Source organism: Streptomyces sp. NPDC051636 (assembly GCF_044453765.1).
Taxonomy (GTDB): Bacteria; Actinomycetota; Actinomycetes; order Streptomycetales; family Streptomycetaceae; genus Streptomyces.
Genome location: NZ_JBITDA010000006.1, coordinates 23036 through 45544, shown reverse-complemented (window position 1 = coordinate 45544; position 22509 = coordinate 23036). Strand labels below are relative to the sequence as shown.

18 protein-coding genes are annotated in these 22509 nt (G+C 72.1%); 15 read left to right on the top strand and 3 right to left on the bottom strand.

The features are described 5' to 3' along the window. Window positions 1-70: 70 nt before the first annotated feature. From ACIBBH_RS13660 to ACIBBH_RS13640, 5 genes are all read left to right on the top strand, one after another. Window positions 71-364, top strand: coding sequence for a DUF503 domain-containing protein (locus ACIBBH_RS13660; protein ID WP_399404425.1), 294 nt, complete (start codon window positions 71-73; stop codon window positions 362-364). 39 nt (window positions 365-403) lie between these two features. Beyond that, entirely contained in the window at window positions 404-862 is a 459-nt protein-coding gene (gene rbfA, locus ACIBBH_RS13655) for a 30S ribosome-binding factor RbfA (protein WP_399404424.1), read from the top strand. Next, window positions 859-1764, top strand: a complete 906-nt coding sequence (gene truB / locus ACIBBH_RS13650) for a tRNA pseudouridine(55) synthase TruB (protein WP_399404423.1) — start codon at window positions 859-861, stop codon at window positions 1762-1764. Before rbfA ends, truB begins: the two co-directional genes overlap by 4 nt. A gap of 250 nt (window positions 1765-2014) precedes the next feature. Continuing rightward, window positions 2015-5599, top strand: coding sequence for a trypsin-like peptidase domain-containing protein (locus ACIBBH_RS13645; RefSeq protein WP_399404422.1), 3585 nt, complete (start codon window positions 2015-2017; stop codon window positions 5597-5599). Window positions 5600-5718: 119 nt separating this feature from the next. Beyond that, the gene (locus ACIBBH_RS13640; RefSeq protein WP_399404421.1) at window positions 5719-6666 is read left to right on the top strand and encodes a bifunctional riboflavin kinase/FAD synthetase; all 948 of its coding nucleotides are present in this window, start codon (window positions 5719-5721) and stop codon (window positions 6664-6666) included. Between the two features lie 60 nt (window positions 6667-6726). On the opposite strand, the gene ACIBBH_RS13635 is transcribed toward ACIBBH_RS13640, so the two are convergent. From ACIBBH_RS13635 to eccE, 3 genes are all read right to left on the bottom strand, one after another. Then, window positions 6727-10311 (bottom strand): SCO5717 family growth-regulating ATPase, encoded by a 3585-nt coding sequence (locus ACIBBH_RS13635; protein WP_399404420.1) that lies wholly within the window; start codon window positions 10309-10311, stop codon window positions 6727-6729. Between the two features lie 336 nt (window positions 10312-10647). Further along, complete coding sequence (locus tag ACIBBH_RS13630; protein WP_399404419.1) at window positions 10648-11436, bottom strand: hypothetical protein; 789 nt, start codon at window positions 11434-11436, stop codon at window positions 10648-10650. Next, window positions 11433-12644 carry a type VII secretion protein EccE gene (gene eccE / locus ACIBBH_RS13625; RefSeq protein WP_399404418.1) on the bottom strand — a complete coding sequence of 404 codons (1212 nt, stop codon included), beginning with the start codon at window positions 12642-12644 and terminating at the stop codon, window positions 11433-11435. The genes ACIBBH_RS13630 and eccE overlap by 4 nt, the downstream gene beginning before the upstream one ends. A gap of 320 nt (window positions 12645-12964) precedes the next feature. Between eccE and eccB the strand changes: the two genes are divergently transcribed. The 10 genes from eccB to ACIBBH_RS13575 all read left to right on the top strand — a co-directional run bounded on the left by eccB (window position 12965) and on the right by ACIBBH_RS13575 (window position 22489). Further along, window positions 12965-14494 (top strand): type VII secretion protein EccB, encoded by a 1530-nt coding sequence (gene eccB / locus ACIBBH_RS13620; RefSeq protein ID WP_399404417.1) that lies wholly within the window; start codon window positions 12965-12967, stop codon window positions 14492-14494. An 8-nt stretch (window positions 14495-14502) separates the two neighbouring features. Continuing rightward, window positions 14503-15759, top strand: a complete 1257-nt coding sequence (gene mycP / locus ACIBBH_RS13615) for a type VII secretion-associated serine protease mycosin (RefSeq protein ID WP_399404416.1) — start codon at window positions 14503-14505, stop codon at window positions 15757-15759. A gap of 142 nt (window positions 15760-15901) precedes the next feature. Continuing rightward, window positions 15902-16327, top strand: coding sequence for a hypothetical protein (locus ACIBBH_RS13610; protein WP_399404415.1), 426 nt, complete (start codon window positions 15902-15904; stop codon window positions 16325-16327). After that, the gene (locus ACIBBH_RS13605) at window positions 16327-18078 is read left to right on the top strand and encodes a hypothetical protein (protein ID WP_399404414.1); all 1752 of its coding nucleotides are present in this window, start codon (window positions 16327-16329) and stop codon (window positions 18076-18078) included. The genes ACIBBH_RS13610 and ACIBBH_RS13605 overlap by 1 nt, the downstream gene beginning before the upstream one ends. Before the next feature lie 85 nt (window positions 18079-18163). Next, window positions 18164-19333 (top strand): S8 family serine peptidase, encoded by a 1170-nt coding sequence (locus ACIBBH_RS13600; protein WP_399404658.1) that lies wholly within the window; start codon window positions 18164-18166, stop codon window positions 19331-19333. Between the two features lie 82 nt (window positions 19334-19415). Further along, the gene (locus ACIBBH_RS13595) at window positions 19416-19754 is read left to right on the top strand and encodes a WXG100 family type VII secretion target (RefSeq protein ID WP_399404413.1); all 339 of its coding nucleotides are present in this window, start codon (window positions 19416-19418) and stop codon (window positions 19752-19754) included. 25 nt (window positions 19755-19779) lie between these two features. Next, complete coding sequence (locus ACIBBH_RS13590) at window positions 19780-20085, top strand: WXG100 family type VII secretion target (RefSeq protein WP_263213313.1); 306 nt, start codon at window positions 19780-19782, stop codon at window positions 20083-20085. Window positions 20086-20310: 225 nt separating this feature from the next. Further along, a complete protein-coding gene (locus ACIBBH_RS13585; RefSeq protein ID WP_399404412.1) occupies window positions 20311-20481 on the top strand; it encodes a hypothetical protein in 171 nt (56 codons plus the stop codon). Window positions 20482-20674: 193 nt separating this feature from the next. Continuing rightward, window positions 20675-21073: a hypothetical protein gene (locus ACIBBH_RS13580; RefSeq protein WP_399404411.1), complete on the top strand. Its 399-nt coding sequence runs from the start codon at window positions 20675-20677 to the stop codon at window positions 21071-21073. Window positions 21074-21202: 129 nt separating this feature from the next. Then, window positions 21203-22489, top strand: coding sequence for a hypothetical protein (locus ACIBBH_RS13575; RefSeq protein WP_399404410.1), 1287 nt, complete (start codon window positions 21203-21205; stop codon window positions 22487-22489). The last annotated feature ends 20 nt before the right edge of the window (window positions 22490-22509 follow it).

Sequence of the window (22509 nt, the reverse complement as noted above, 5' to 3'; positions counted from 1 at the left end):
GTTCTGATGTTCCTGCCGATCGCTCGGCAGGCCCCTCAATCCCGTACCGGCGGGTCATCCGGCTACACACATGTATGTGGGGACTCTGTCCTTCGACCTCCTGCTCGGCGACGTACGGTCGCTGAAGGAGAAGCGCTCCGTCGTCCGCCCGATCGTGGCCGAGCTCCAGCGGAAGTACGCGGTGAGCGCGGCCGAGGTCGAACACATGGACCTCCATCGCAGGGCGGTCATCGGCCTGGCGATGGTCTCCGGCGACACGGGGCATCTGACCGAGGTACTGGACCGGTGCGAGCGGCTGGTCGCCGGGCGCCCCGAGGTGGAGCTGCTCTCGGTGAGACGGCGCCTGCACGGGGACGACGACTGATTTTTTTGAACGTGGAACAGGAAGAACGGGAGACGACCAGTGGCCGACAACGCGCGGGCTAAGAGGCTGGCGGACCTCATCCGAGAGGTGGTGGCCCAGAAGCTGCAGCGCGGGATCAAGGACCCGCGGCTCGGCTCGCACGTCACCATCACGGACACCCGGGTGACCGGTGATCTGCGGGAGGCGACCGTCTTCTACACCGTGTACGGGGACGACGAGGAGCGGGCGGCCGCGGCCGCCGGCCTGGAGAGCGCCAAGGGCGTGCTCCGCTCCGCGGTCGGTGCGGCGGCGGGCGTGAAGTTCACGCCGACGCTGACGTTCGTGGCGGATGCCCTGCCGGACACCGCCAGGACCATCGAGGACCTCCTCGACAAGGCGCGCCAGTCCGACGAGAAGGTGCGCGAGGTCTCGGCCGGCGCCACCTACGCCGGTGGAGCGGACCCGTACCGGAAGCCGTCCGAGGACGAGAGCGACGAGACGGACGACACCGCGGAATGACCGACAAGCGCACCACGCCCGACGGCCTCGTCATCGTCGACAAGCCGTCGGGCTTCACTTCGCACGACGTGGTCGCCAAGATGCGCGGGATCGCCAGGACCCGCCGCGTCGGCCACGCCGGCACCCTCGACCCCATGGCGACGGGTGTCCTCGTCCTCGGGGTGGAGAAGGCGACGAAGCTCCTCGGGCACCTCGCCCTCACCGAGAAGGAGTATCTCGGCACCATCCGCCTCGGTCAGACCACGGTCACCGACGACGCCGAGGGTGAGATCACCGCCTCGGCCGACGCCTCCAAGGTCACCCGCGACGCCGTCGACGCCGGCATCGCCAAGCTGACCGGCGACATCATGCAGGTGCCGTCCAAGGTCAGCGCCATCAAGATCGACGGCGTGCGGTCGTACAAGCGGGCGCGGGAGGGCGAGGACTTCGACATCCCCGCCCGGCCCGTCACCGTGTCCTCCTTCGCCGTGTACGACGTCCGGGACGCGGTCGCCGAGGACGGCACCCCGGTCCTGGACCTGGTGGTGTCGGTGGTCTGCTCCTCCGGTACCTACATCCGCGCGCTCGCCCGCGACCTCGGCGCGGACCTCGGCGTCGGCGGGCACCTCACCGCCCTGCGCCGGACGCGCGTCGGGCCGTACAAGCTGGACGCCGCCCGCACCCTCGACCAGCTCCAGCAGGAGCTGACCGTGATGCCGATCGCTCAGGCGGCCGCGGCCGCGTTCCCGCGCTGGGACGTCGACACCAGGCGCGCCCGGCTGCTCACCAACGGCGTGCGGCTCGAGATGCCCGACGAGTACGCGGGCGCCGGCCCGGTGGCCGTCTTCGACCCCGAGGGACGGTTCCTCGTGCTGGTCGAGGAGCACAGGGGCAAGGCCAAGAGCCTGGCCGTCTTCGGCTGACCCGGCTTCGCGGCTTTCCTGCCCGTGGAGCGGCGGCCACGGGTTGTTGCCGCCGCTCCACGGTCCCCCCTCGGTTCCCCCACTCCTAGGGTGTATCCAGCCGCCCCCGCCTATTCACCCGACCGTGCAGGCGCTCGGAGTGAACCGGGGGAGCGGAAGGGGGCGCTTTCGCCGCGTGATCTGTCCCGCTGATCACTCCACGCCTACCGTCGTAGGCGGAGCAAGGGTGTACGGGCGGGGAGGTTCGATCATGGCGGAAAAGGGCCCGACTCCCGGCGAGGACCGCGACCGGGCCCTCGACGCGTGTCTGGTACGGATCCACGACCCGGCCGGCCGCCCGCGCGGCACCGGCTTCCTGGCCGACCACCACGGCACGCTCGTCACCAGTCATGAGGCCGTCGACGGCCTGCCCCGGCTGGTGCTGCACACCGCCGGCGAGCGGACCCGTGTCGTGACGGCCGACGCCGTCACCCCGCTGCCCGCCCTGGACCTCGCCCTGGTCCGCACCGAGGGCCTCGGCGTGGACCCGCTCCCGGTGACCGTGCGGGAGAGGATCGCGACCGGCACGTACGTCCGCATCCCCGCCGGCGGCTGGCGCGAGGCCCGGGTGCTCGGCCCCACCGGGGTGACCTACACGGCCACCGACCGCTGCCATCTCCTCGGCGAAGCACTGGAGCTGGCGATGGGCACGGCCGGCCGGGACGCACTGCGGCTCGGCGGCGGGGCGGCCGGCGGACCGGTGCTCGACGCTCGGACCGGCGCCGTGCTCGGCGTCCTCGGCACGGCCCTGCGGTCCGGTGACCGCGACGCGGGCTTCGCCGTGCCGCTGCGCCCCGCCGATGGCCCGCTCGCCGAGCTGCTGGCCCGCAACGCCGCGACCGTGCCCGCGTACGGCGCCGACCTCAACCTGGCGGGCGTCCTGGAGGTGACCGCCACCTCGGTGGGGCAGGACGGCCCGCCCGGAGCGCTCGCCGGACACGTCGGCCGGGCCGTCACCGCGGGCCTCGGCCCGGTCGAGCCCGTGGAACGGGCGGAGGTGGTACGGCAGTTGACGTCCTTCACCGAGGACGGCGGCGGCGCCGCCGTCCTCGCCCTCGTCGGCGCCCCGGGCAGCGGCCGTACGACGGAACTCGCGGCCCTCGCCGCCCGGCGGGGCCGCGGCGCGGAACCGGCGCCCACGCTGTGGCTGCGCGGCGCCGACCTGGAGGACACCGACGGCTCGGTGGCCGACGCGGCGCGCCGCACGCTGGAGCGGGCGGCCCGTATCGTCGCCGCCTCCCGGGCGCCGCTGCCCGGTGGCGCGGGGCATCCGGGTGACCCGGCCGGTCCGGGAGGCGTCACCCCGGAGCGTCTCGCCCGGGTCGCCGCGCAGGTCGGCCGTCCCCTGCTGCTCCTGCTCGACGGCCCCGAGGAGATGCCTCCCGTCCTCACCCACCGGCTCCCCGAGTGGACGGCGGGGACGGAGGAGTGGCTGCGGGCGACGGGGGCACGGCTGGTGGTGGCGTGCCGGGAGGAGTACTGGGAGAGTGCCGGGGCGGAGTTCCCGCCCGAGCTGCTGTATCCCGCTGCCCCGGCCCCGGCGTCCGCCGGCGCTCCCGCCGACGCGCCCCGCCCCCTCCCGCCCTGCGTGCACCTGACCGACTTCTCCGCAACGCAGGCCCGCCGGGCCCGCGCCCGCTACGCCGTGCCCGAGGGCTCCCTCACCGACCGCGACGTCCGCCATCCCCTCACCCTCCGCCTCCTGTCGGAGGTGCGTGCCGCCCTGCCGGACACCCCAGCGGCCCCCGTCGACCGGCACGAGGTCTTCGCGGCCTACCTGGACCTGATGTGCCTGCGCATCGCGGTGCGCCTCGCCGCCGAGAACGGCCTGCGCGGCACCGCCGTACGCCGTCTCGCGGCCCGGGTCTCCGGGCAGGTCCACGAGGCCGCCCGGCGCAGTCTCGGCCCGGGGCAGGGCGAGCTGGACCGGGCGTCCTTCGAGGCGGTGTTCCCCTGGGGGCCCGCCCCGTCCTGGCTGGGCGGCGGCACGGGCTGGGCGTCCGCCGTCCTGACCGAGGGCCTGCTGGTGCCCGCCGGGAGCGGTTACCGCTTCGCCCACGAGGAGCTCGCCGACTGGATCCAGGGCATGCACCTCGACCTGGACGAGGCCCTGCACGTGCTGGTGCACGGCCGCCGCGCCCCGCGGGACAGCCACCCCCTGCCCGTCCCGCACCACCGCGTCGGCCCGGTCGTCCAGGCCCTGCTCCTCCTCGCCCGCCAGCACGGAACCGGTCAACTCGCATGCCACCTGGAGGAGTTGGTCCACGCCCTGGACGCGGACCCCGCTTCCTGGTGGGCCGCCCGCCTGCTCGCCCAGGCGCTGACACAGGTCCCCGACGCGACCCCGTACACCGGCGTGCTCCGTCTGCTGGCCGACCGCATCGTCGCCTGGCGGCGGCAACACCGCCCGGTGCCCGCCGAGTTCGGCCCCGTTTTCTGGACCGCCCTGCCGATTTCGGACCCCGGGCGCTTCGACCTGCTGCGCCGGCTGGTCCAGGCGGACGAGCCTCCGCCGGAGACCGCGGGGGCGAAGACCCCGCCGGAACCGCTGCCGTGGCGCGGGGAGGACGGCAGGCGCCCCGCCCCGCCGCCCACCAGCCCGCGATACCTCGACGCCGTGGCCCGGCTGCTCGCCGCCGACCCCACCGCCGTACAGCCGCGCCTGACCCGGTGGTTCGACGACGAGCGGCCGCTGCCCGCCACTCCGCACGCCACCGTGGCCACGGCCGCGCAGGCGCTGCTGCACACCTACCGGCACGGCGCGCTGGACGACCTCACCGAGGTGCTCGCGGACAGCGCGCACCGGCGCGGCGGCGAGCTGCTCGCGGTGCTCGCCGAGGACGAACCGTCCGCGGTCTGCCGGGCCGTCGACCGGTGGGCGCGCGACGAGCGCCAGACGCGGCGGGAGGCGGCCCTGGCGTACGGGCTGCGCGCCGCACCCCACGTACGCGCCGAGGCCGACCGCGAGCTGCTGCGCCACGCGGCCCTCACCCTGCTGGCCCGCCCCGCCGACCGCAGCCTGCGCGGCGGCGCGCTCGCCCTCCTCGTCCGGGACCCCTGCACCCGCGCCCGGCATCTCCCGGAGGCCCTGCGGCACTTCGCCGCCGGCGACCCGCAGTTCGCGCCGAGCGCCCTGATCCCCGCCCTGGCCACGGACCCCGACCCGGTTCTCGACGCCTTCCGCGCCCGGCTGCGCGCCGGGGTGGACTCCGGGGAGGCGCTGCGCACCCTCGCCGACGTCACCGCGCCCCCGCTGGCCCACCGGGTCGCCGCGCTGGTGCGCGAGGCGGCCGAGCTGCGGCCGGAGACCGCGCGGCCCGTGGCGGCGTACGTCGACCGCCGCCTCGACCAGGGCCCGTCCGCCCGCCCCGTGCTGCTCCCGCTGGTCACGGGCCTCCTGGACGGCGGCCCCGAGCCGGTACGGACCGCCCTCGCGGCCGTACTGGCCACCCCCGGCACCATGGCCTCCCGCCCCCTGCGGCGGGAACTGCTGGAGTTCCTGCTGGCCCACGAGCAGGACGCCACCGTCCTGGACGCCCTGCTGCACGCCGCCGCCCGGGCCGGCGACGAGGACGTCTGCGACCTCGTCCACCGCACGGGCCTGCTCCTCGTCCGCACCCCCGACGGCGCGACCCGCTTCGACCGCGGCCTGGTCGACCTGGGCCGGCAGGTCCCCGGCTTCGCCGCGCTGATGGCCCGCCGGCTCACCGACAGCCCTCAGGAGTGGGCCGCGGTGGTGGGGCCCAGCACACGGCGTGTGATCGGGAACCTGGCGGGCGTACACGTACCCGCCTGAGACGTGCGCCCTGTCACAGCCCCCATGCCGATGCGGGCCCGGAGCACGCGGCATGGCACCCTTAGACCTGCGTAAGCGGTCAACGGTAGATACGGACACGGGTTCGAGGAGCGGTCACAGTGCAGCGCTGGCGTGGCTTGGAGGACATCCCCCAGGACTGGGGGCGCAGCGTCGTCACCATCGGCTCCTACGACGGAGTGCACCGCGGCCACCAGCTGATCATCAAGCACGGCGTGGACCGCGCCCGCGAGCTGGGCATCCCCTCCGTCGTCGTCACCTTCGACCCGCACCCCAGCGAGGTCGTCCGCCCCGGCAGCCACCCCCCGCTGCTCGCCCCGCACCACCGCCGCGCCGAGCTGATGGCCGAGCTGGGTGTGGACGCCGTGCTGATCCTCCCGTTCACCACGGAGTTCTCGAAGCTGTCCCCGGCCGACTTCGTCGTCAAGGTCCTGGTGGACAAGCTGCACGCCAAGGCGGTCGTCGAGGGTCCCAACTTCCGCTTCGGCCACAAGGCGGCCGGCAACGTCGAGTTCCTCGCCGAACAGGGCAAGATCTACGACTTCGAGGTCGAGGTCGTCGACCTGTACGTGACCGGCACGGCGGGCGGCGGCGAGCCCTTCTCCTCGACCCTGACCCGGCGCCTGGTCGCCGAGGGCGACGTCGAGGGCGCCCGCGAGATCCTGGGCCGCCCGCACCGCGTGGAGGGCGTGGTCGTGCGCGGCGCCCAGCGCGGGCGCGAGCTGGGCTTCCCCACCGCCAACGTCGAGACGCTCCCGCACACCGCGATCCCGGCCGACGGCGTGTACGCCGGCTACCTGCACGCGCAGGGCGAGGCGATGCCGGCCGCGATCTCCGTCGGCACGAACCCGCAGTTCGACGGCACCGAGCGCACGGTGGAGGCGTACGCCATCGACCGCGTCGGCCTCGACCTGTACGGCCTGCACGTCGCCGTCGACTTCCTGGTGTACGTGCGCGGGCAGGCCAAGTTCGAGTCGCTTCAGGCCCTGCTGGAGCAGATGGCCGAGGACGTGAAGCGCTGTCGGGAACTGGTCGCGGCGGAGCAGTAGGTACGACGAGGAAGGGCGGCCGGTGCTGATGAGGCACCGGCCGCCCTTCCTCGTGCCGCGCTACTGCTGGGGCGGAGCCTGCGGGGGGTAGGGCTGGCCCGGCTGCTGCTGCGGGTAGGGCTGGCCCGGCGGCTGCGGCTGCGGCTGCGGGTAGGGCTGCCCCGGCTGACCCTGCGGCGGGTACGGCTGACCCGGGGCCTGCGGATACGGCTGGCCCGGCTGCTGCGGGTAGGGCTGTCCCTGCTGCGGGTACGGCTGTCCGGGGTTGTACTGCTGCCCGGGAACGGGCTGCCCCGGCATCGGCGGCGCGGCCACCGGCGGCGGGTTGCCGTCGCTGGTCCACAGGCCGTGGGACTGCTGGTGGCGTACGAAGTCCTCGGCGACCATCGCCGCGAGGTTGAAGTACGCCTCCCGCACCTTGGGCCGCATCATGTCGAGGTCGACCTCGGCACCGGCCGCCAGGTGCTCGTCGAACGGCACGACGACAACGCCCCGGCAGCGCGTCTCGAAGTGCGCGACGATGTCCTCGACCTTGATCATCTTCCCGGTCTCGCGCACTCCCGAGATGACGGTGAGGGACCGCGAGACGAGGTCGGCGTACCCGTGCGCGGACAGCCAGTCCAGCGTCGTACTGGCGCTGCTCGCACCGTCCACCGACGGCGTGGAGATGATGATGAGCTGGTCGGCGAGGTCGAGCACACCGCGCATGGCGCTGTAGAGCAGACCCGTACCCGAGTCGGTGAGGATGACCGGGTACTGCCTGCCCAGCACGTCGATCGCGCGCCGGTAGTCCTCGTCGTTGAAGGTCGTCGAGACGGCCGGGTCGACGTCGTTGGCGATGATCTCGAGCCCGGACGGCGCCTGGGACGTGAACCGCCGGATGTCCATGTACGAGTTGAGGTACGGGATCGCCTGGACGAGGTCACGGATGGTCGCCCCGGTCTCGCGGCGCACGCGGCGGCCGAGCGTACCGGCGTCCGGGTTCGCGTCGATGGCGAGGATCTTGTCCTGCCGCTCGGAGGCGAGGGTGGAGCCCAGCGCGGTCGTCGTGGTCGTCTTGCCGACACCGCCCTTGAGGCTGATGACGGCGATCCGGTAGCAGGACAGCACGGGCGTCCGGATCAGCTCCAGCTTCCGCTGCCGCTCCGCCTCCTCCTTCTTCCCGCCCAGTTTGAACCGCGACGCCGCCGCCGAGGGCCGCCCGCTCTTCGCCTTCTGCTTCTTGTTGTTCAGCAGCCGGTCCGACGACAGCTCCACGGCAGCGGTGTAACCCAGCGGCGCGGCACCGGGGTTGGTCATCTGCCGCTGGTCGTGCTGTATGGGCTGCGGCCAGGCGGCACCGGCACGGGGGTCGACGGGGGCCTGTGCGTGCGGCGCTTGGGCGGCGTGCGGGGACTGGGCTGCCGGTGCCTGAGGGGGCTGCGGCTGGCCCTGGTCCTGGCCCTGGCCTTGCTGTGCGGGGGGCTGGGGGAAGCCGTAACCGCCCGGTTCGGCAGGGGAGTTGGGGGCTCCGGGTGCGCCTGCGGGACCTGTGGACTGAGGGAACCCGTAACCGGCGGGCTGTGCGGGGGCCTGGGCGTTCGGGGCAGGGGCAGGGGGCTGCTGGGTCTGAGGTGCGTGCGGGGGCTGAGGGGTGGGGGCAGCCGGCGCGCCCGGTGCCGCGGGGCCGCCTGCGGGGTGCGGGAAGCCGTATCCGGCGGGTGGAGTGGGGCCGGGAGCCGGTGCGCCTGCGGGGCTTCCGGTCTGCGGGAAGCCGCCCGGGGCTCCCGCGGGGGCTCCGGGGCCTCCGGTCTGCGGGAAGCCGTGACCACCGGGCGGGGTGGGGCCCGGAGGGACAGGGGCGCCGCCCGGCTGCTGGGCCGGGGGCTGCGGGCCGGGAGCGCCTGGGACACTCGGCTGGGGGAAGCCGTAGCCCTGGCCGGGCTGGGCGGGCGATGCGCCCTCGGGGCCCGTGGGCTGCGGGAAGCCGTAGCCGGTCTGCGGGTTGGGTGCGGGAGGGGTGGCGTCGGCCGGCTGGGGTGCTGCCGGGGCGTACGGCTGGCCGGGCTGGGGGGTGGCGGGCGGCGCAGGGGGCTGGTTCCAGGCGGCGGGCGCGGGCTGCGGCGCCTGGGGCTGGAACGGCGGCTGCTGCGCCGGTACGGCCGTCGGGCCCTGCGCGGCGGCAGGCTGCGGCTGCCCGGGCACCGGGTCCGGCTGCTGCGGCCCCGGCTGCGCGGGCCACTCGGCCGCCGGAGCGGGGGCGGCGGGCTGGTACGACGGCGGCAGCGGCGGCACCCCGGCCTGCGGCGCCGGCGGGGGAGTCCAGGCGGGCGGGGCACCCTGGGGCGCGCTGTCCTGCGGAGCGGCGTCCGCGGCGGGGGACTCAGCGTCGGGGGTGTCGTCCTGAGCGGACGCGGCCTCGGGGTCGGCGGGCTCGGCGTCGGCCGGAACGGCGTCCTGAACCTCGGCCTCCGCGTCGACGGCGTCCTCGGCCTCGGCGTCCGGCGCCGGTGCGGCCTCCTCGTGCTGGGCACCGTCATCCTCGGTGTCCGAGGACTCGGCGACTTCCGCCTCCGCGAGGGCGGCGGCGGCCGCGGCGTCCGCGGACTCCTCCTCCACCGGCGCGTCACCCTGCGGCGAGACCTCCTCGGCGGGGGCCTCCGGCGCAGCCTCGGCCTTCACCGACTCGACGTCCTCATCGGCGTCGGCGGCCCCGTCACTGCCGTCCTCCCCGGGCGCGTCGGCGCCCTCGGACACGTTCTGCGGCTCGACCACGTCGGCCCTGTCGGCCCCTTCGGCTGCAACCGGGTCCTGGACCTCCGCCGTGGTCACTCCCTCCGAGTCATCGGAGTCATTGGCGTCATGGGCGTCGTCCGAACCGCCGTCCGCGGACGCGGCCTCGCGCTCCGCGATCGCGGCCATCTCGCGCTTCAGCGCGACGGCCGAGAACCGCATGGTGGCGCCGCTTTCCAGATCACCGTTGCCGGACTCCGGCTCGGCCACGGAAGGAGCGGCGGGAGCCGCGGGAGCAGCCGCAGCCGTCGGCGGAGCCGCGGGCGGAGCCCACGGCTGCTGGAACCCACCCGCCGGAATGTTCGGCAGCGCGGCCGGGGACGCCGGATCCCCGCCAGGCCCCTCGACCCGAGTATCCGGCTGCGGCGGCTGCGCCTGCTGCGGGGCCTGCGGCTCGAACCCGCTGCCCACCGGCAGCCTCGGCACAGCACCGGGCGCCCCGGTCGGCGGCGCGGGCGGTGTGAGCGGAGCGCCGGGAGCCGGCGCGGGCGGTGTGAACGGCGCCCCCGGCGCGGGAGCAGGGGCGGGCGGTGCGAAGGGCGCGCCGGGTGCCACGGCACCGCCCGCCTGGTTGGCGTGCGGAGGAGGGGCCAGCCCCGGAATCGGAGCCCCCCCGGCATCCGCGAAAGGCGAAGCGGACTGCCCACCGGCCGCCCCGGCGGCACCAGGCGCGCCGGAAGTCGCGCCGGCCCCGGAGTCCTGCTCCGGGTTCCCCGTCGTCCCGCCCGCCTGCGACGCGTTCTGCGTGTACCAGGCAGGCGGCGCGTAGTCGATGGTGAACTCGCCCGTCGTCTCGATGGCGGACTCCGCGTCGGGCTGGTCATCGCCGGGTGTGGCCCAGCCCCCGCGGATCCCGTCCCGATCGCTGCTCACAGTTCCTCCTGGTGTGGTCGAGCACCCTCATGCCGTGCCGGGGCGACCATGTCGTGTCGTTCTCAGTCGTCCGTAGTCGTTCGAGGTAGTCCGATCCACCGGCTCTCCCCCTGGGTCGTCGATGCCCGGTCCACGGGTTCTGGCATCGCGCCCGGTCCCAGCCTAATCACCACGAGCCGCCCCCGGGCAGGCCCGTCCGCCCCTCAGCACCGGCCCACCAGGTCGCACCCGTCCGGAAGTGGCGCACAAGGCCGCCGTATTGGCGCACCATTGACGAGCAAAACGGACAACAGCCGTCAGGTCGGGCCAGGGGCCGGCCCGTTCACCGGACCACCGTCAGTCCATCCGCCGTGGTGTACCCAACAATCCGGTCTCGGCATCGGTCGGCTGTGTCATGACGTACTGCCGGTCCCGGTCGGTGCACCACAGGGTGACGCCGTCGGCGAGCGTGGGAAGGGCCTCCACCTCGACCCGGTTCAGCCCCATGGTGCGGCCCAGTTCCCGGGCCTCGTCCGGCGAGACCCGCTGGATGCCCGCGAGCCGCGCCTGCCGCAGCAGCCGGGGCGCGACCGGGCTGAGGTACGGCAGCAGTGTCAGCACCGACTGCCAGGGACCGGACGTGACCCGCCCCCGGGGCGGCCGCATGCCGCAGTCCCGCACCACCAGGACCGGCGTACCGGCCGACGCGCCCTGCGGCGGCACCCGGCCCACGTCGTACACGGCGAGGCCGTTCTGACCGCCCCCCATGGCGTGCACCATCTGTATCCAGGCCTGCGGCCGCCCGGTCTCCACGGCGACCCGCGCGCCCGTCGCCGCCGCCCGCAGCGCGAGTACCTGCGCGGTCCACAGCCCGCCGATCAGCACGACGTCGTACGCCGTGGGCCGGTTGAGCCCCAGCACGGCCGGCTGCCCCTCGGCGTCCACACCGGCCACGACCCCGTCGTCGCCGATGGGCAGCGCGAGCGAGTCCAGCAGGTGCGCGGGCACCGCGTGCCGCCCGTGCCGGGGGCCGAGCAGCCCGAGGCCGTTGCGCAACCGGGCGGTCGCCCGCTGGACGGCGAAGGGCTCGGCGCCCTCCGGTACGGCCGCCGGATCGGCGGTCCGCCGCGTCGTCGGGGTCGTCACCGCACACCTCCCAGGGGCAACGTGGCGAGCAGGCCGGGCAGTTGTTCCCGGTCGAGCCGGGCGAGTCCCGCGCCGGCCTGCCGGGCGGCGCCCTCCGCCGCGCGCCGGGCAGCGACCAGTTCGTCGTCGCTGCGCCCGGTCACCCGCAGATGCCCGCACAGGGACACCTCCTGCCGCTCCCCGCGTGCGAGGGTGAGGCTGAAGGTGGTGGCCAGCGCCGGTATCGCGGTGATCCCGGCGATCAGCTGCGGCAGTGATGTGGCTCCGCCGCCCAGTGGGGGCCACCGGCGCACCCAGTACGTGGTGTGCCGGCGGTTGTCGCAGCGCCAGCTCCGGCCGGACTCCTGCGTCCGCCGCTCGCGCGCCTCGCTCCGCCCGGCCTCCGCCGTCACCAGCGGATTGGCACAGGCCGACGTGGCGAGGGCGGCGACGAGTTCCTCCTCGTCGAGCACGGTCGCCCGGAACCCGGCCCCCGTCAGCCGGCTCGCGAGATGGTCGGCCGTACGGACCACGCACTTCTGCGCGCCGAGAAGGCCGCCCCCGCGCGCCGCCACGGCCTCGGCGCACAGCTCGGGGTCCAGCTTCAGCGCGATCCAGGTGATGCGCACCGCCGGAGCACCGGTCTGCTCCTGCAGGGGCAGGTAGTTGGCGACGGCCACGGACTGCTGCGGCAGGTGCAGCGCGGGCGCCGGCTGCGTGTGCAGCACGATCTGTGCCGACTCCAGACGTATGCCGTCCACCTCGAGGGCGTCCCGCACCAGCCCGAGCGGCAGCGGCTGACGGTTCCGCTCGGCCCGCAGCGCGGTGGCGTCGGCCTCCACCTGAAGGACGGCGGTGACGAAGGTCCCGTCGCCGATGATGCCGACGGGACGCCGGTCGCGCACCCCGTAGGAGTAGGTCCGCAGGGCGGGCTCGCACTCCAGGGCCGGTACCAGGGCCGGTTCCGTGCCCGGGGGTATCGGGGTGTGTGCCGCACGCTTCTGACGTACCTTCAAGTCGCGGGCTGTGGCGAGCCATTCCGGCAACGAACGGCCGCGACGGCGGACGAAGGCGAGCGCCACCAGCAGCAGGGCGACGACGGCTGCCGGCGCCAGGACCACCGGGTCGACCGCCCAGCCGACGAGGAGCGCAGCGGCCGCGAGTTCGGGCAGTACGAGCCGTTGCAGGCGGAATGAACCGGACTGCGCCGGACGGACACTCGGACGCACCGCGTCCGGCTGCGGCCGGCGTGGTGTCGGCGTCGGCCCCTGCCCGGCCGGTTCCGGACCCGGTGCCGAAGGGCTCCGCGTCCGTCCCTGTAGACCAGAGCGGGTCCGCGTCCCGCAAGCCCTCAATTCGTCCCCCCGTTTTCCTCACAATGCGCTGGAATTCCGCCAGTCGGCAAGGCCCTTGACAGCCCAGGCACCCTACCCGCTCCCCGGAATCGATCAGACACCAGGCATAGTAGGGGGTCGGTCCGACAACGCAGGGACGGAGGCGTCGGCCTTCGACCGCCACTCGGACGCGACACGGGGAGAATCAGGGGCAGATGGCATCTCGGCGGGATCAACTCAACGCCTACACCTTTGCGAAGCGGCGCATGCTCGCAGCGTTCGTCCAGCCTTCCTCCGACGGCTCGGAGGAAGGAGCCCCCAGGCCACTGCGGGCGGTGCTGCCGGGGACCATCGTCGCAGTGGTCGTCATGGCCGTGTTCGGCGCCTGGGGCATGTTCCGGCCGACCGCGCCGCAGGGCTGGGACGCCCCCGGCGAAAAGGTGATCATCGCCAGCAAGTCCACCACCCGGTACGTCATCCTCACGACGGACGGCAGGAAGCAACTGCACCCGGTGCTCAACATGGCGTCGGCGAAACTCCTCCTGAAGGACGGGAAGGGGGAAGTGGTCACCGTCGACGAGTCGATCCTGGACAACGGCAAGATCCCGCACGGTGTCACCATCGGCATCCCCTACGCACCCGATCGTCTGCCCTCCGGCAAGGAGGCGGGCGCCAGGAAGCGCTGGGCCGTCTGCGAGCGCCCGAGCGCGGGCGGCAGGGCGATCCAGAAGGCGGCGTTCGTCCTCGCCGCCCGCGACCTGAGCAGGACCGAGGGGCCCCGGCAGAAGCTGCGCGGCGGCGAACTGCTCTACGTCGCCGCCCCGAACGGGACGCGGTACATCGTGGACGCGCACGGCACCGCGTACGAGGTCGACAAGAACGACGAGCTGCTGCTGCGCACTCTGGTCGGCGCCGGCCGGCAGCCCGAGCGGGTGTCCCAGGACTGGATCAAGACCCTTCACGAGGGTGATCCCGTCGAGTTCCCCGAGGTCGAAGGGCGCGTGGGCGCCGACGCGGGGATCTCCGGAAGCCTGCCCGCCGAGGCGAACAAGGTCGGCATGGTGCTCCGGGCGCCCAACGGCGACCACCAGCAGCACTACGTCGTCGAGCAGGGCAAGGTCCGGCCCGTCTCGGACTTCACGGCGAGGCTGCTCCTCAACAGCAAGGAACTGGTCGGTCTCGGCCAGGCCGGCACGGCCCTCGACGTCAGCGCGGGCGCCTTCGTGCCCGGCACGACCCCCTTCGCGTCCGACCGCAAGTGGCCGAGCCTCACCCCGAAGGTCGTCAACGACGCCGGACTCACGGACGGCAGCCGCAACACCGTCTGCAACGTCCTGCGCGACGTGGACAAGAACGACGGCGCGACCACCCTGAGCACCTGGGCGGGCACCGACTTCCCCGCCACGCTTCCCACCGGGTCATCGAGCGCCTACGTGACCCCCGGCTCGGGCGAGCTGTACCGCCAGTTCCAGGGCACGGAGACCAAGGTGGGCGGGGTCTTCCTGGTCACGGACACCGGACTGCGCTATGCCATGCAGTCCAACGCCGACACCGACTCGGACGGCACCGAGTTCGGCATGACGGAGAAGCAGCGCAAGGAGCTGCGCCAGGAGGCCCAGCTGGCCCAGATCCGTCTCGGCTACGCCGACGTGGACCCCGCCCCCATTCCCGTGTCCTGGTCAGTCTTCCTGCCTACAGGACCGCGTCTGTCGACGACGGCTGCGAGCCAGCCGCAGGGCTCGTAGGGGGCGCAGTGCGGTACCTACCTTCGTCTTCGCGCCTGCTCCGCACCGCGGCGATCGCGGCCGCGACCCTCTGCACCGTCACGGTCGCCCTCGCGCCGCCCGCGACCGCGGACTCCTTCAGCGACCAGTGCACCTTCCCCAACAAGAAGTACCCGGGCCGTCCCTGGGCCCTGCAACGCGTGCTGCTGGACGAGTTGTGGCGCCAGTCCAAGGGCAAGAACGTGCGCGTGGCGGTCATCGACACAGGGGTGGACACGAAGAACCCGCAGCTCACACACGCGGTGGACGCGTCGAGCGGTGCCAACCTCCTCCCCGCCGAGAACGCCAAGGGAGAGAAGATCGACCGCGGCAAGTCCGATGGCACGACGGACACGGTGGGGCACGGCACCCGCGTGGCGGGGATCATCGCCGCCCGCCCGATCGCCGGCACGGGCTTCGTGGGGCTGGCCCCCGAGGCGACCATCATCCCCATCAAACAGAACGACGCGGAGGGCAACGGCGACACCGAGACCCTCACCGCTGCCATCCGGCACGCGATCCGGGAGAAGGCCCAGGTCATCAACATCTCCCAGGACACCACGAACGCGGTGAAGCCGGCGTCGGACCTGCAACGGGCGATCGGCGAAGCGCTGCGGAACAACATCGTCGTGGTCGCCTCCGCGGGCAACGACGGTCTCGACGGCAACGTCAAGCGCACCTATCCCGCGTCCTTCCCCGGTGTCCTCGCGGTCGCCGCCTCGGACCGCAACAACGAGCGTGCGCCCTTCTCCCAGTCCGGTGACTTCGTGGGCGTCGCCGCCCCCGGTGTCGACATGATCTCCACTGTCCCCAGGGGCGGCCACTGCTCCGAGAGCGGCACGAGCTTCTCGGCGCCCTACGTGGCCGGGGTCGCCGCGCTCATCAAGGCGAAACACCCCAAGTGGACACCGCGCGAGGTCGTCGCCCAGATCGAGCAGACCGCGGAACGCTCGGTCGCCGGCCATGACATCCGGGTCGGCTGGGGTGTGGTCGACCCGGTCCGCGCCCTGACGGACGACGACCACCCGATCGAGAGGCCCGACCCGCACGAGGGCCTGAGCCGGGCCGAGGCCCCGACCCCGGCCCGACTGCACCTCGGGGAGACGGCGGACGAACGCAACGCCCGCCTGGCGACGTATGTGTCCGTGGGAGCTGCTGTTCTGGTGGCGGCCCTGGGCGGGGTGGCGGTGGCGATCCGCGACGCGCGCAGGCGGGGCGGGGCCGGTGGTCCCGTGGGCGACACATGAAGGTTCCCTCGGCAGTAGCACGGTTGTTGCATAAGGGAGTTGGGACTGTCAGTTCGGTTGACTAGAGTGACACCGTTGCGAAAACGAATGTCCGGGGAACGCAGTTACCTCGGACGGGGGACACGAACGGGGGAAACGCAACGTGCTTCCTGACGACGCGGGCGGGAGTGGCCTGAGGCGTGGGCTGGAGGCGTTGAAGATCTTCAAGGGGCGGGTGGACACCCTGCTCGCCACCTTCGAGGGATCGCCGGGCAGTTACGCGAAGGTCGCGGCCCACACCCTTTCCCCCGCCGCGTTCTGCGGCAAGGGGGAGTTCGCCGAGGCCACTGGTCTCCATCGGGAGTACGAGCGGGTCCACGAGCGCATCACGTCGCTCTCCAAGTCGCTGGCGCTGCAGATCGAAGCGATGCAGATCGCCGTGCACGGAGCCGACATCGGCTTCGACAACCTGGAGGACGACCTCCGGCGACGCTTCCACGAGATCCGCACCGAGATCAACGAGCAGCAGGCCGAGGCACAGAGCGATCAGAAGCGCTCCGACCAGCAGCAGGCCAAGGCGGGGTACTGATGGGCGACCAGCACACACAGCCGGATCCGCACGCCGCGGACGTGCAGCGGGCCAAGCAGCAGATCGGTGCCGTGGATGTGGTCATGGCCGCGTCCCGGGGTCTCGATCCGCTGGGCTTCGGTCAGGGCATCCGCTTCGGCCGGACCAGCTTCGAGAAGCACCAGCTGAACGACATGATCGACATGGTGGAGTCCGCGAAGCCGGAGCACCTGGAGACGGCGGGCAAGGCCCTCTGGGACGCCCGGGACGCGATCAACGACGCCGCCGAGGAACTGAGCGGCCACATAGGCCGGGTCGACTGGGAGGGCGAGGCGGCCACCGCGTTCCGGGACTGGGCCAACGACCTCGTCACCAACGCGTACAGCCTTGCCCTCTTCGCGGAGAACGTGGGCACACAGATCACCGCGGCCGGCACGGGGCTGGCTTCCGTACGCAAGTCGATGCCGCCCCGCGACAACAGGTTCATCGCCAAGAGCCTCGACTCCTTCGCGACGGTCGAGCAGATCGACAGCAACAAGGAGTACCAGGCTGCCCTGAAGGTGGAGGGGCACCGCCAGGAGGCGATCAACCAGATGAACCGGTTGGCGTCCTTCTACGCGGTGTCGGAGGAGGGGCTGCGGGGGCAGGAGGTGCCCCGGTTCGGCAAGATGCCGGAGATGGGGGTGCCGCAGGCGGAGCCCAGTTTCGGGTGGGAGAAGGGGCCCGGCACGGGTGAGGCTTCTCTCCCTCACACGCCCGCGGCCGTTCGCGACGCGGGAACAACGGCCCGTCACTCCGTTGCTGCTCCGGACGGGCCTGGTGCTGGGGAGACGCTCGACCCCGCGAAGAAGCTGCCCGATGTGGTCACGGGACCGGAACGACACCCGGGCACGGATCCGTCTCAGCACGTGGGTACGGACATCGACAGCGTCAATACGCTGCCGCCGGACACCGCTAAGCCGACTATCCCGGTCAACCCACCGGCGACACCTGCCCCCACCACCGGCACCGGCGGACCATTTCCCCCCATCCCCACCGGCCCCATACCGCCGACCATGGGCCTCCCCGTGGGGCGTGGCGGCGCAGGCGGAACGAGAGGTCCGGTCGTGACACCGCCGCGCATGGCCCCGCCTGCCGGTGGAGGCTCCCGAGTCGGAGGCGGCGCTGGCCGCTCGCCTCTCGGCCCGGTGGGCAGGCCTGCCGTGCCCGGTCAGGCGGGAGCCCGTGGTCCGGTGTCACCGGTGGGCAGGGCGCCCATGGGAAACAGTCCTGCGGGCAAGGCGCCCGTGAGCCGCAACATCGTCGGCGGAATACCGAGAACCGGAGGCGTACCGGCCGAGCGCACGGGCGGTACGGGCCCGACCGGAGCAGCGCGTACCAGTGGGGTGATCGGTGGGAAGCCCACCACCGGACCCTCACGAGGCGTGACCGGCTCCCAGGTGCCACGCGGCACGGTTGTCGGCGGTGAGAACACTTCCCGCCCTCCGCGGTCCGTCGAGAGGCCGGGTCAGCGAGGAGTAATCAGGGCCCCCGAGCAGGGAACCGGCGGCGGGCAGGTACCGCGCAGGCCCGTGAACTCCGCGGAAGGCGTTGTGGGTACGCCGAACGGCAAGACGCAGGGGGCCAGGAACGGCGGGCCGGCGTCCGGTGAGGGCGTCCCGGGGCGCGCGCCCGTCGGCAACCGCGGCTCCGCAGCGGACCGTGGCAGAAAGACATCGGGTCGGCAGGAGAAGCCCGAGGCACGGCGCGACACACCGTCGGGCACCGAGTAACCAGACGAAGCGAGGACGTACGAGAGGCATGTTGTCAGCGAGCAGGAGACGAGTGACCGCCGTCTGCGCAGCACTCGGTGCACTGATGGCCCTGCCGGTGGGCCTGGCCCCCGGCGCGGCGGCCGACGACGTCCAGTCGCAGCAGTGGTACCTGTCGGCGATGAAAGCCGACCAGATGTGGAAGGTGAGCACGGGCAAAGGGGTGAAGGTCGCGGTCATCGACTCGGGCGTCAATCCCGCGACTCCCTCCCTGAAGGGGCAGGTGCTGGTCGGCGGGGTGCCAAAATCCGTCGCCTACGGCGCCACCAAGGACTATGGGGGCCACGGTACGACGATGGCCGAGTTGATCGCCGGGACGGGTGCTGGCGGTGGACTGAAGGGTCTCGCTCCCGGTGCCAAGATCGTGCCTTATCGGATTGCCCTCAAACAGCTTGACGACAAGGCGGAGGCAAAGAAGGCTCCCAACTTCTCCAGGGTGATTCGAGCCGTCGCGGACAGCGACGCGAAGATCATCAGTATGTCCTTCGGTGGAGACATCAGCTCTGATGAGGAACAAGCGGCGGTGAAGTACGCTGCTTCCAAGGGGAAATTGATGTTCGCCGCATCGGGTAACGAGGCGGAGACCACGAATGCCAATCTTTATCCGGCCTCGTATCCCTATGTCGTCGGAGTCTCTGCCGCGGACAACACGGGCACGGTGGCGAAGTTCTCGGTTCGCGGACGCTATGTCGATCTCGCAGCCCCTGGCGTGGACGTGCCCATGTGGTGCGACGCAACCTTCCGATCGTACTGTGGCCACGAGAATGGCACCAGCGCCGCCACCGCCGTAGCCTCCGCCTCGGCCGCCCTCATCTGGTCCGCCCACCCCAACTGGACGGCCGACCAGGTGCTCCGCGCCCTGATCGACACCGCCGGTCGTGACTGGCCCAAGGACACGCCCAGCAACTACCTCGGCTACGGCCTCATCCGGCCCCGCAAGGTGCTGGAGAACGCCGACTACAACCCGGGCCCGGCGCACGCCGACCCGCTCGCCAAGGAGAACTCCGCGGGCAGCGCAGGGGCGGCACCCTCAGCCTCCGCGTCCACCTCGGCACCGCCCGCCAAGTCCACGTCCGGCGGCCGGTCTTCGGCGGCCGGAGCAACCTCGAAGTCGTCCGACGACACCCTGCCGTGGGTGGCCGTCGGCGCGGCAGCCGCGCTAGTGGTGATCGGCGGTGCGGCCTTCGCCGTCATCCGGTCACGACGACGCGCCTGACAGCTCACCCGAGAAGACATCACCACCCGGTGATGCAGCGCACCGAAGACGAAGCACAGCTCTCACGAAGGGGAGTGCCGCAATGGCCGACGGCCGTAAGTTTGATGACGCACATGCACAAAAGCTGCAGACGAACGTCATCGACCGCTACGAGTCCATCAAGAACCAGCTCCGCCAGCTCCAGGGCACGATCGACATGATCGAGGCCAACTGGACGGGTCACGGCGCCAACGCGTTCAAGACGAAGCAGCACGAGATCAACACGCACATGGCCGGCATCGGGCGCATGCTCGAGGACTTCCTCGAGGGCGTCCACCTCACGAAGTCGGACAAGAACAAGCTCGAGGACGAGCTGCACTCGACGATCTCCAAGATCGAGGTCGACGCCGGTGCGGCGACCTCGGCGCTGAACTACTACTGACGGACCCCGGAGAGAAGAGGAAACCATGACCGGCACACCGCACCTTCAGGATCTTTCCGTCAAGTACGGCGTCCTGGACGCCCTCGCCACCGAACTCGGTGACGCGGCCAAGAAGCTCGAAGCCGACCTCGGCCATCTGAAGAAGGGCGTCCTCGACGTCGCCGAGGGCTGGGACGGTGAGGCGTACCGCGCCTTCCAGGCCAAGTCCAAGAAGTGGGACGAGCACGCCAACGCCATCCACCAGGCGCTGCTCTCCATCACGCACCGGGTCCACGAGGCCGGCGGTGACTACCGCGGCGGCGACCTGAAGGGCGCCAGCTACTTCGAGTGAGCCAGGCCGGCAGAGGGCATTGAGGGCATCGAGGTGGGTGCGCGCGGGAGGCGCCCACCTGGTGCCCCTCAATCGGGGTCCCTCTCCAACTGGCCGGCAGGCGGGACCACTGGAGAAGGGCGCGAGGCGCTCATGCGCGTTCCGTGCGGCAAGGGAGTCCCCTGGATGCTGAGCCGCTTGGGTGGTGGCCTTCGACTTCAGGGAGCAGATGGAAACGGGGACTGGTTGCTGTCGCCGGTCACCGGCGTTGTCATCGTTCCGCACAGCGGGGAGAAGGCCCACTTCTCCCCGAGCGCCTTTCCGGTGGACGACTACCTGAACCGACGCGCCTCGGGCGACTGGCCCCCAAGGAGCAGGGCACTGCGCGACTGGTCCTCGTCCGCGCTGTCCACGTGATCCGGTACCGCTGATCTCCAGGCCGGCCTCGCAGCCTTCGCGAGCGGTGCGAGGCCTGTCCACTGTGCGCGGAGCAAGTGGACAGCCTCAGCCGTCATGTCGATTGCTAATGTGACTGGCGCACGTCCAACTGAACGCAGACGGGGGTCGATTGTTCGTGACGGAGTCATCGGAAGCGCCACATATAGTCGGTATGCGGCTGAACCAGTATCCGGCCGACTCAGGGGGATCCGCGGGGCCCCTGGGGCCGACCGGGGGCAAGAAGGATCTCGCGTCCTCACCGGCCGAGAAGCAGGCCGCGGCCAGGGCTCTCGAGAACCACATCGAGCCCGACACCAAGAAGGCCGGCGCGTGGGCGGACGACGACACCGCTGCCGCGGTGAAGGCGTTCCAGGCCAAGGACGGCGAGGGCTGGCTCACGTCGGGGGCCATCAAGGCGGCCCACAAGACGTGGGGCGACCAGGTGCAGAACCTGTTGCTGCGCCTGTCGTCGGAAAAGGCGGCGCTGCGCGGCACCAGCACCCTGCTGCAGGGCACGGACCTCGGTGTCGGCTCCGGCGTACGCGCGACCTCCTCGCTCGACGGGTTCTGAGGACGCGGCAGCGGAATCGGCCGCCCGCGGCAGGGCGCCGCGTCCCGCGCACCCGCAACTCGTTCGAGAGCGTCCACCCAGACACGCCACCATGCACAACGGGGACTCATGCCGACTTACCACGAGATCATGACGACGGACCTGTCCGCGCTCACCACGGCCGCCGAACAGTGGGACGGCATGGCGGCGAAGTTTCACAAACAGGAACTGGCTTACAAACGTGACGTGCACGGCATAAGCCTGGGGCCGACCTGGCAGGGCCTGAGCGCGGAAGCCGCCAGCAAGCGCTTCGACGTCACGCTGAAGGAGTTCCAGAGGGCCCAGGTCGAGGCGAAGGCCATCGCCTCCCTCCTCCGGGATGCGCACACCCAGGTCACGAGCCTGCGCGGCAAGCTCGAATCGGCCCGGAAGGACGCCGTCGAAGCGGGCATGAAGGTGTCCGACAAGGGCGTGGTGTCGTTCGACACCGAGAAACTCAGCCAGGCCGAGCACACCGCCTATGTCCACGACCCCGACTACCAGGACAGCGTCCGCAAGTCCGTCACCTCCTGGCAACAGCTCATCGACCAGAGGGTGAAGGACGTGGGCGACGCCGACAAGGACATCCAGACAGCGCTGCAGTCCGTGGTGATCGACGACAACGTCGAAGACGGCACCTTCGCCGGCTTCAACGGGCAGGCCAAGGGCGATATCGACGCGTACGGGCACGAGAAGCCCGCCGCCACGAAGCCGGACGGGTACGAGGGCGAGTTCAAGGTGACCGGGCCCGACGTCGGTTTCACCGTCACCGGCGACCCCAAGTACGGCAAGGAGGGTTCGGTCAAGGCGTATGCCGACCTTTTCCACGTGACGGCGAAGGGATCGCACACCGACGGAAAGTGGAAGCTTTCGGGGGTAGGCGACCTCTACGGCGGAGCCAGGGCCACCGCGAACTACGGATTCAGCGACAAGGGCTTCACCGCCAAGGCTGAGGGGTCCGTAGGAGTACGGGACCTGGGGGAGGTCCGGTTGGACTACGGCGACCGGGGCGGTGTCTACGGGCGTACCGAGGGATTCGCGGGGGCCGAGGCCGGCGTCAATGCCAAGCTGACCAAGGAGGAGGCAACCGTCGGCGCCAAAGCGTTCTACGGGGCGAAGCAAAGCATCGCCGGGGGCGTGGAGGTCGCCGGGATCGGTATCGGCGGGTCGGCCGAGGGCGGGGTCGGTGAAGGTGTCGATGCCTGGGTGGGCTGGAAGAACAAGAACGGGGTGTGGAAGTTCGGCGCCAAGGGTTTCGGCGCGGCGGCCGTGGGTGCGGGTGCGGGAGTTGAGATCACCGTCGATACGCACAAGTTCGGCAAGGCCGTCGACGGCGCGGCTGACGCGGTCGGTGATTTCGCGGGCTCTGTCAAGAACACCGTCGGCGGCTGGTTCTGATCTACTTCACTGTGAAAGGG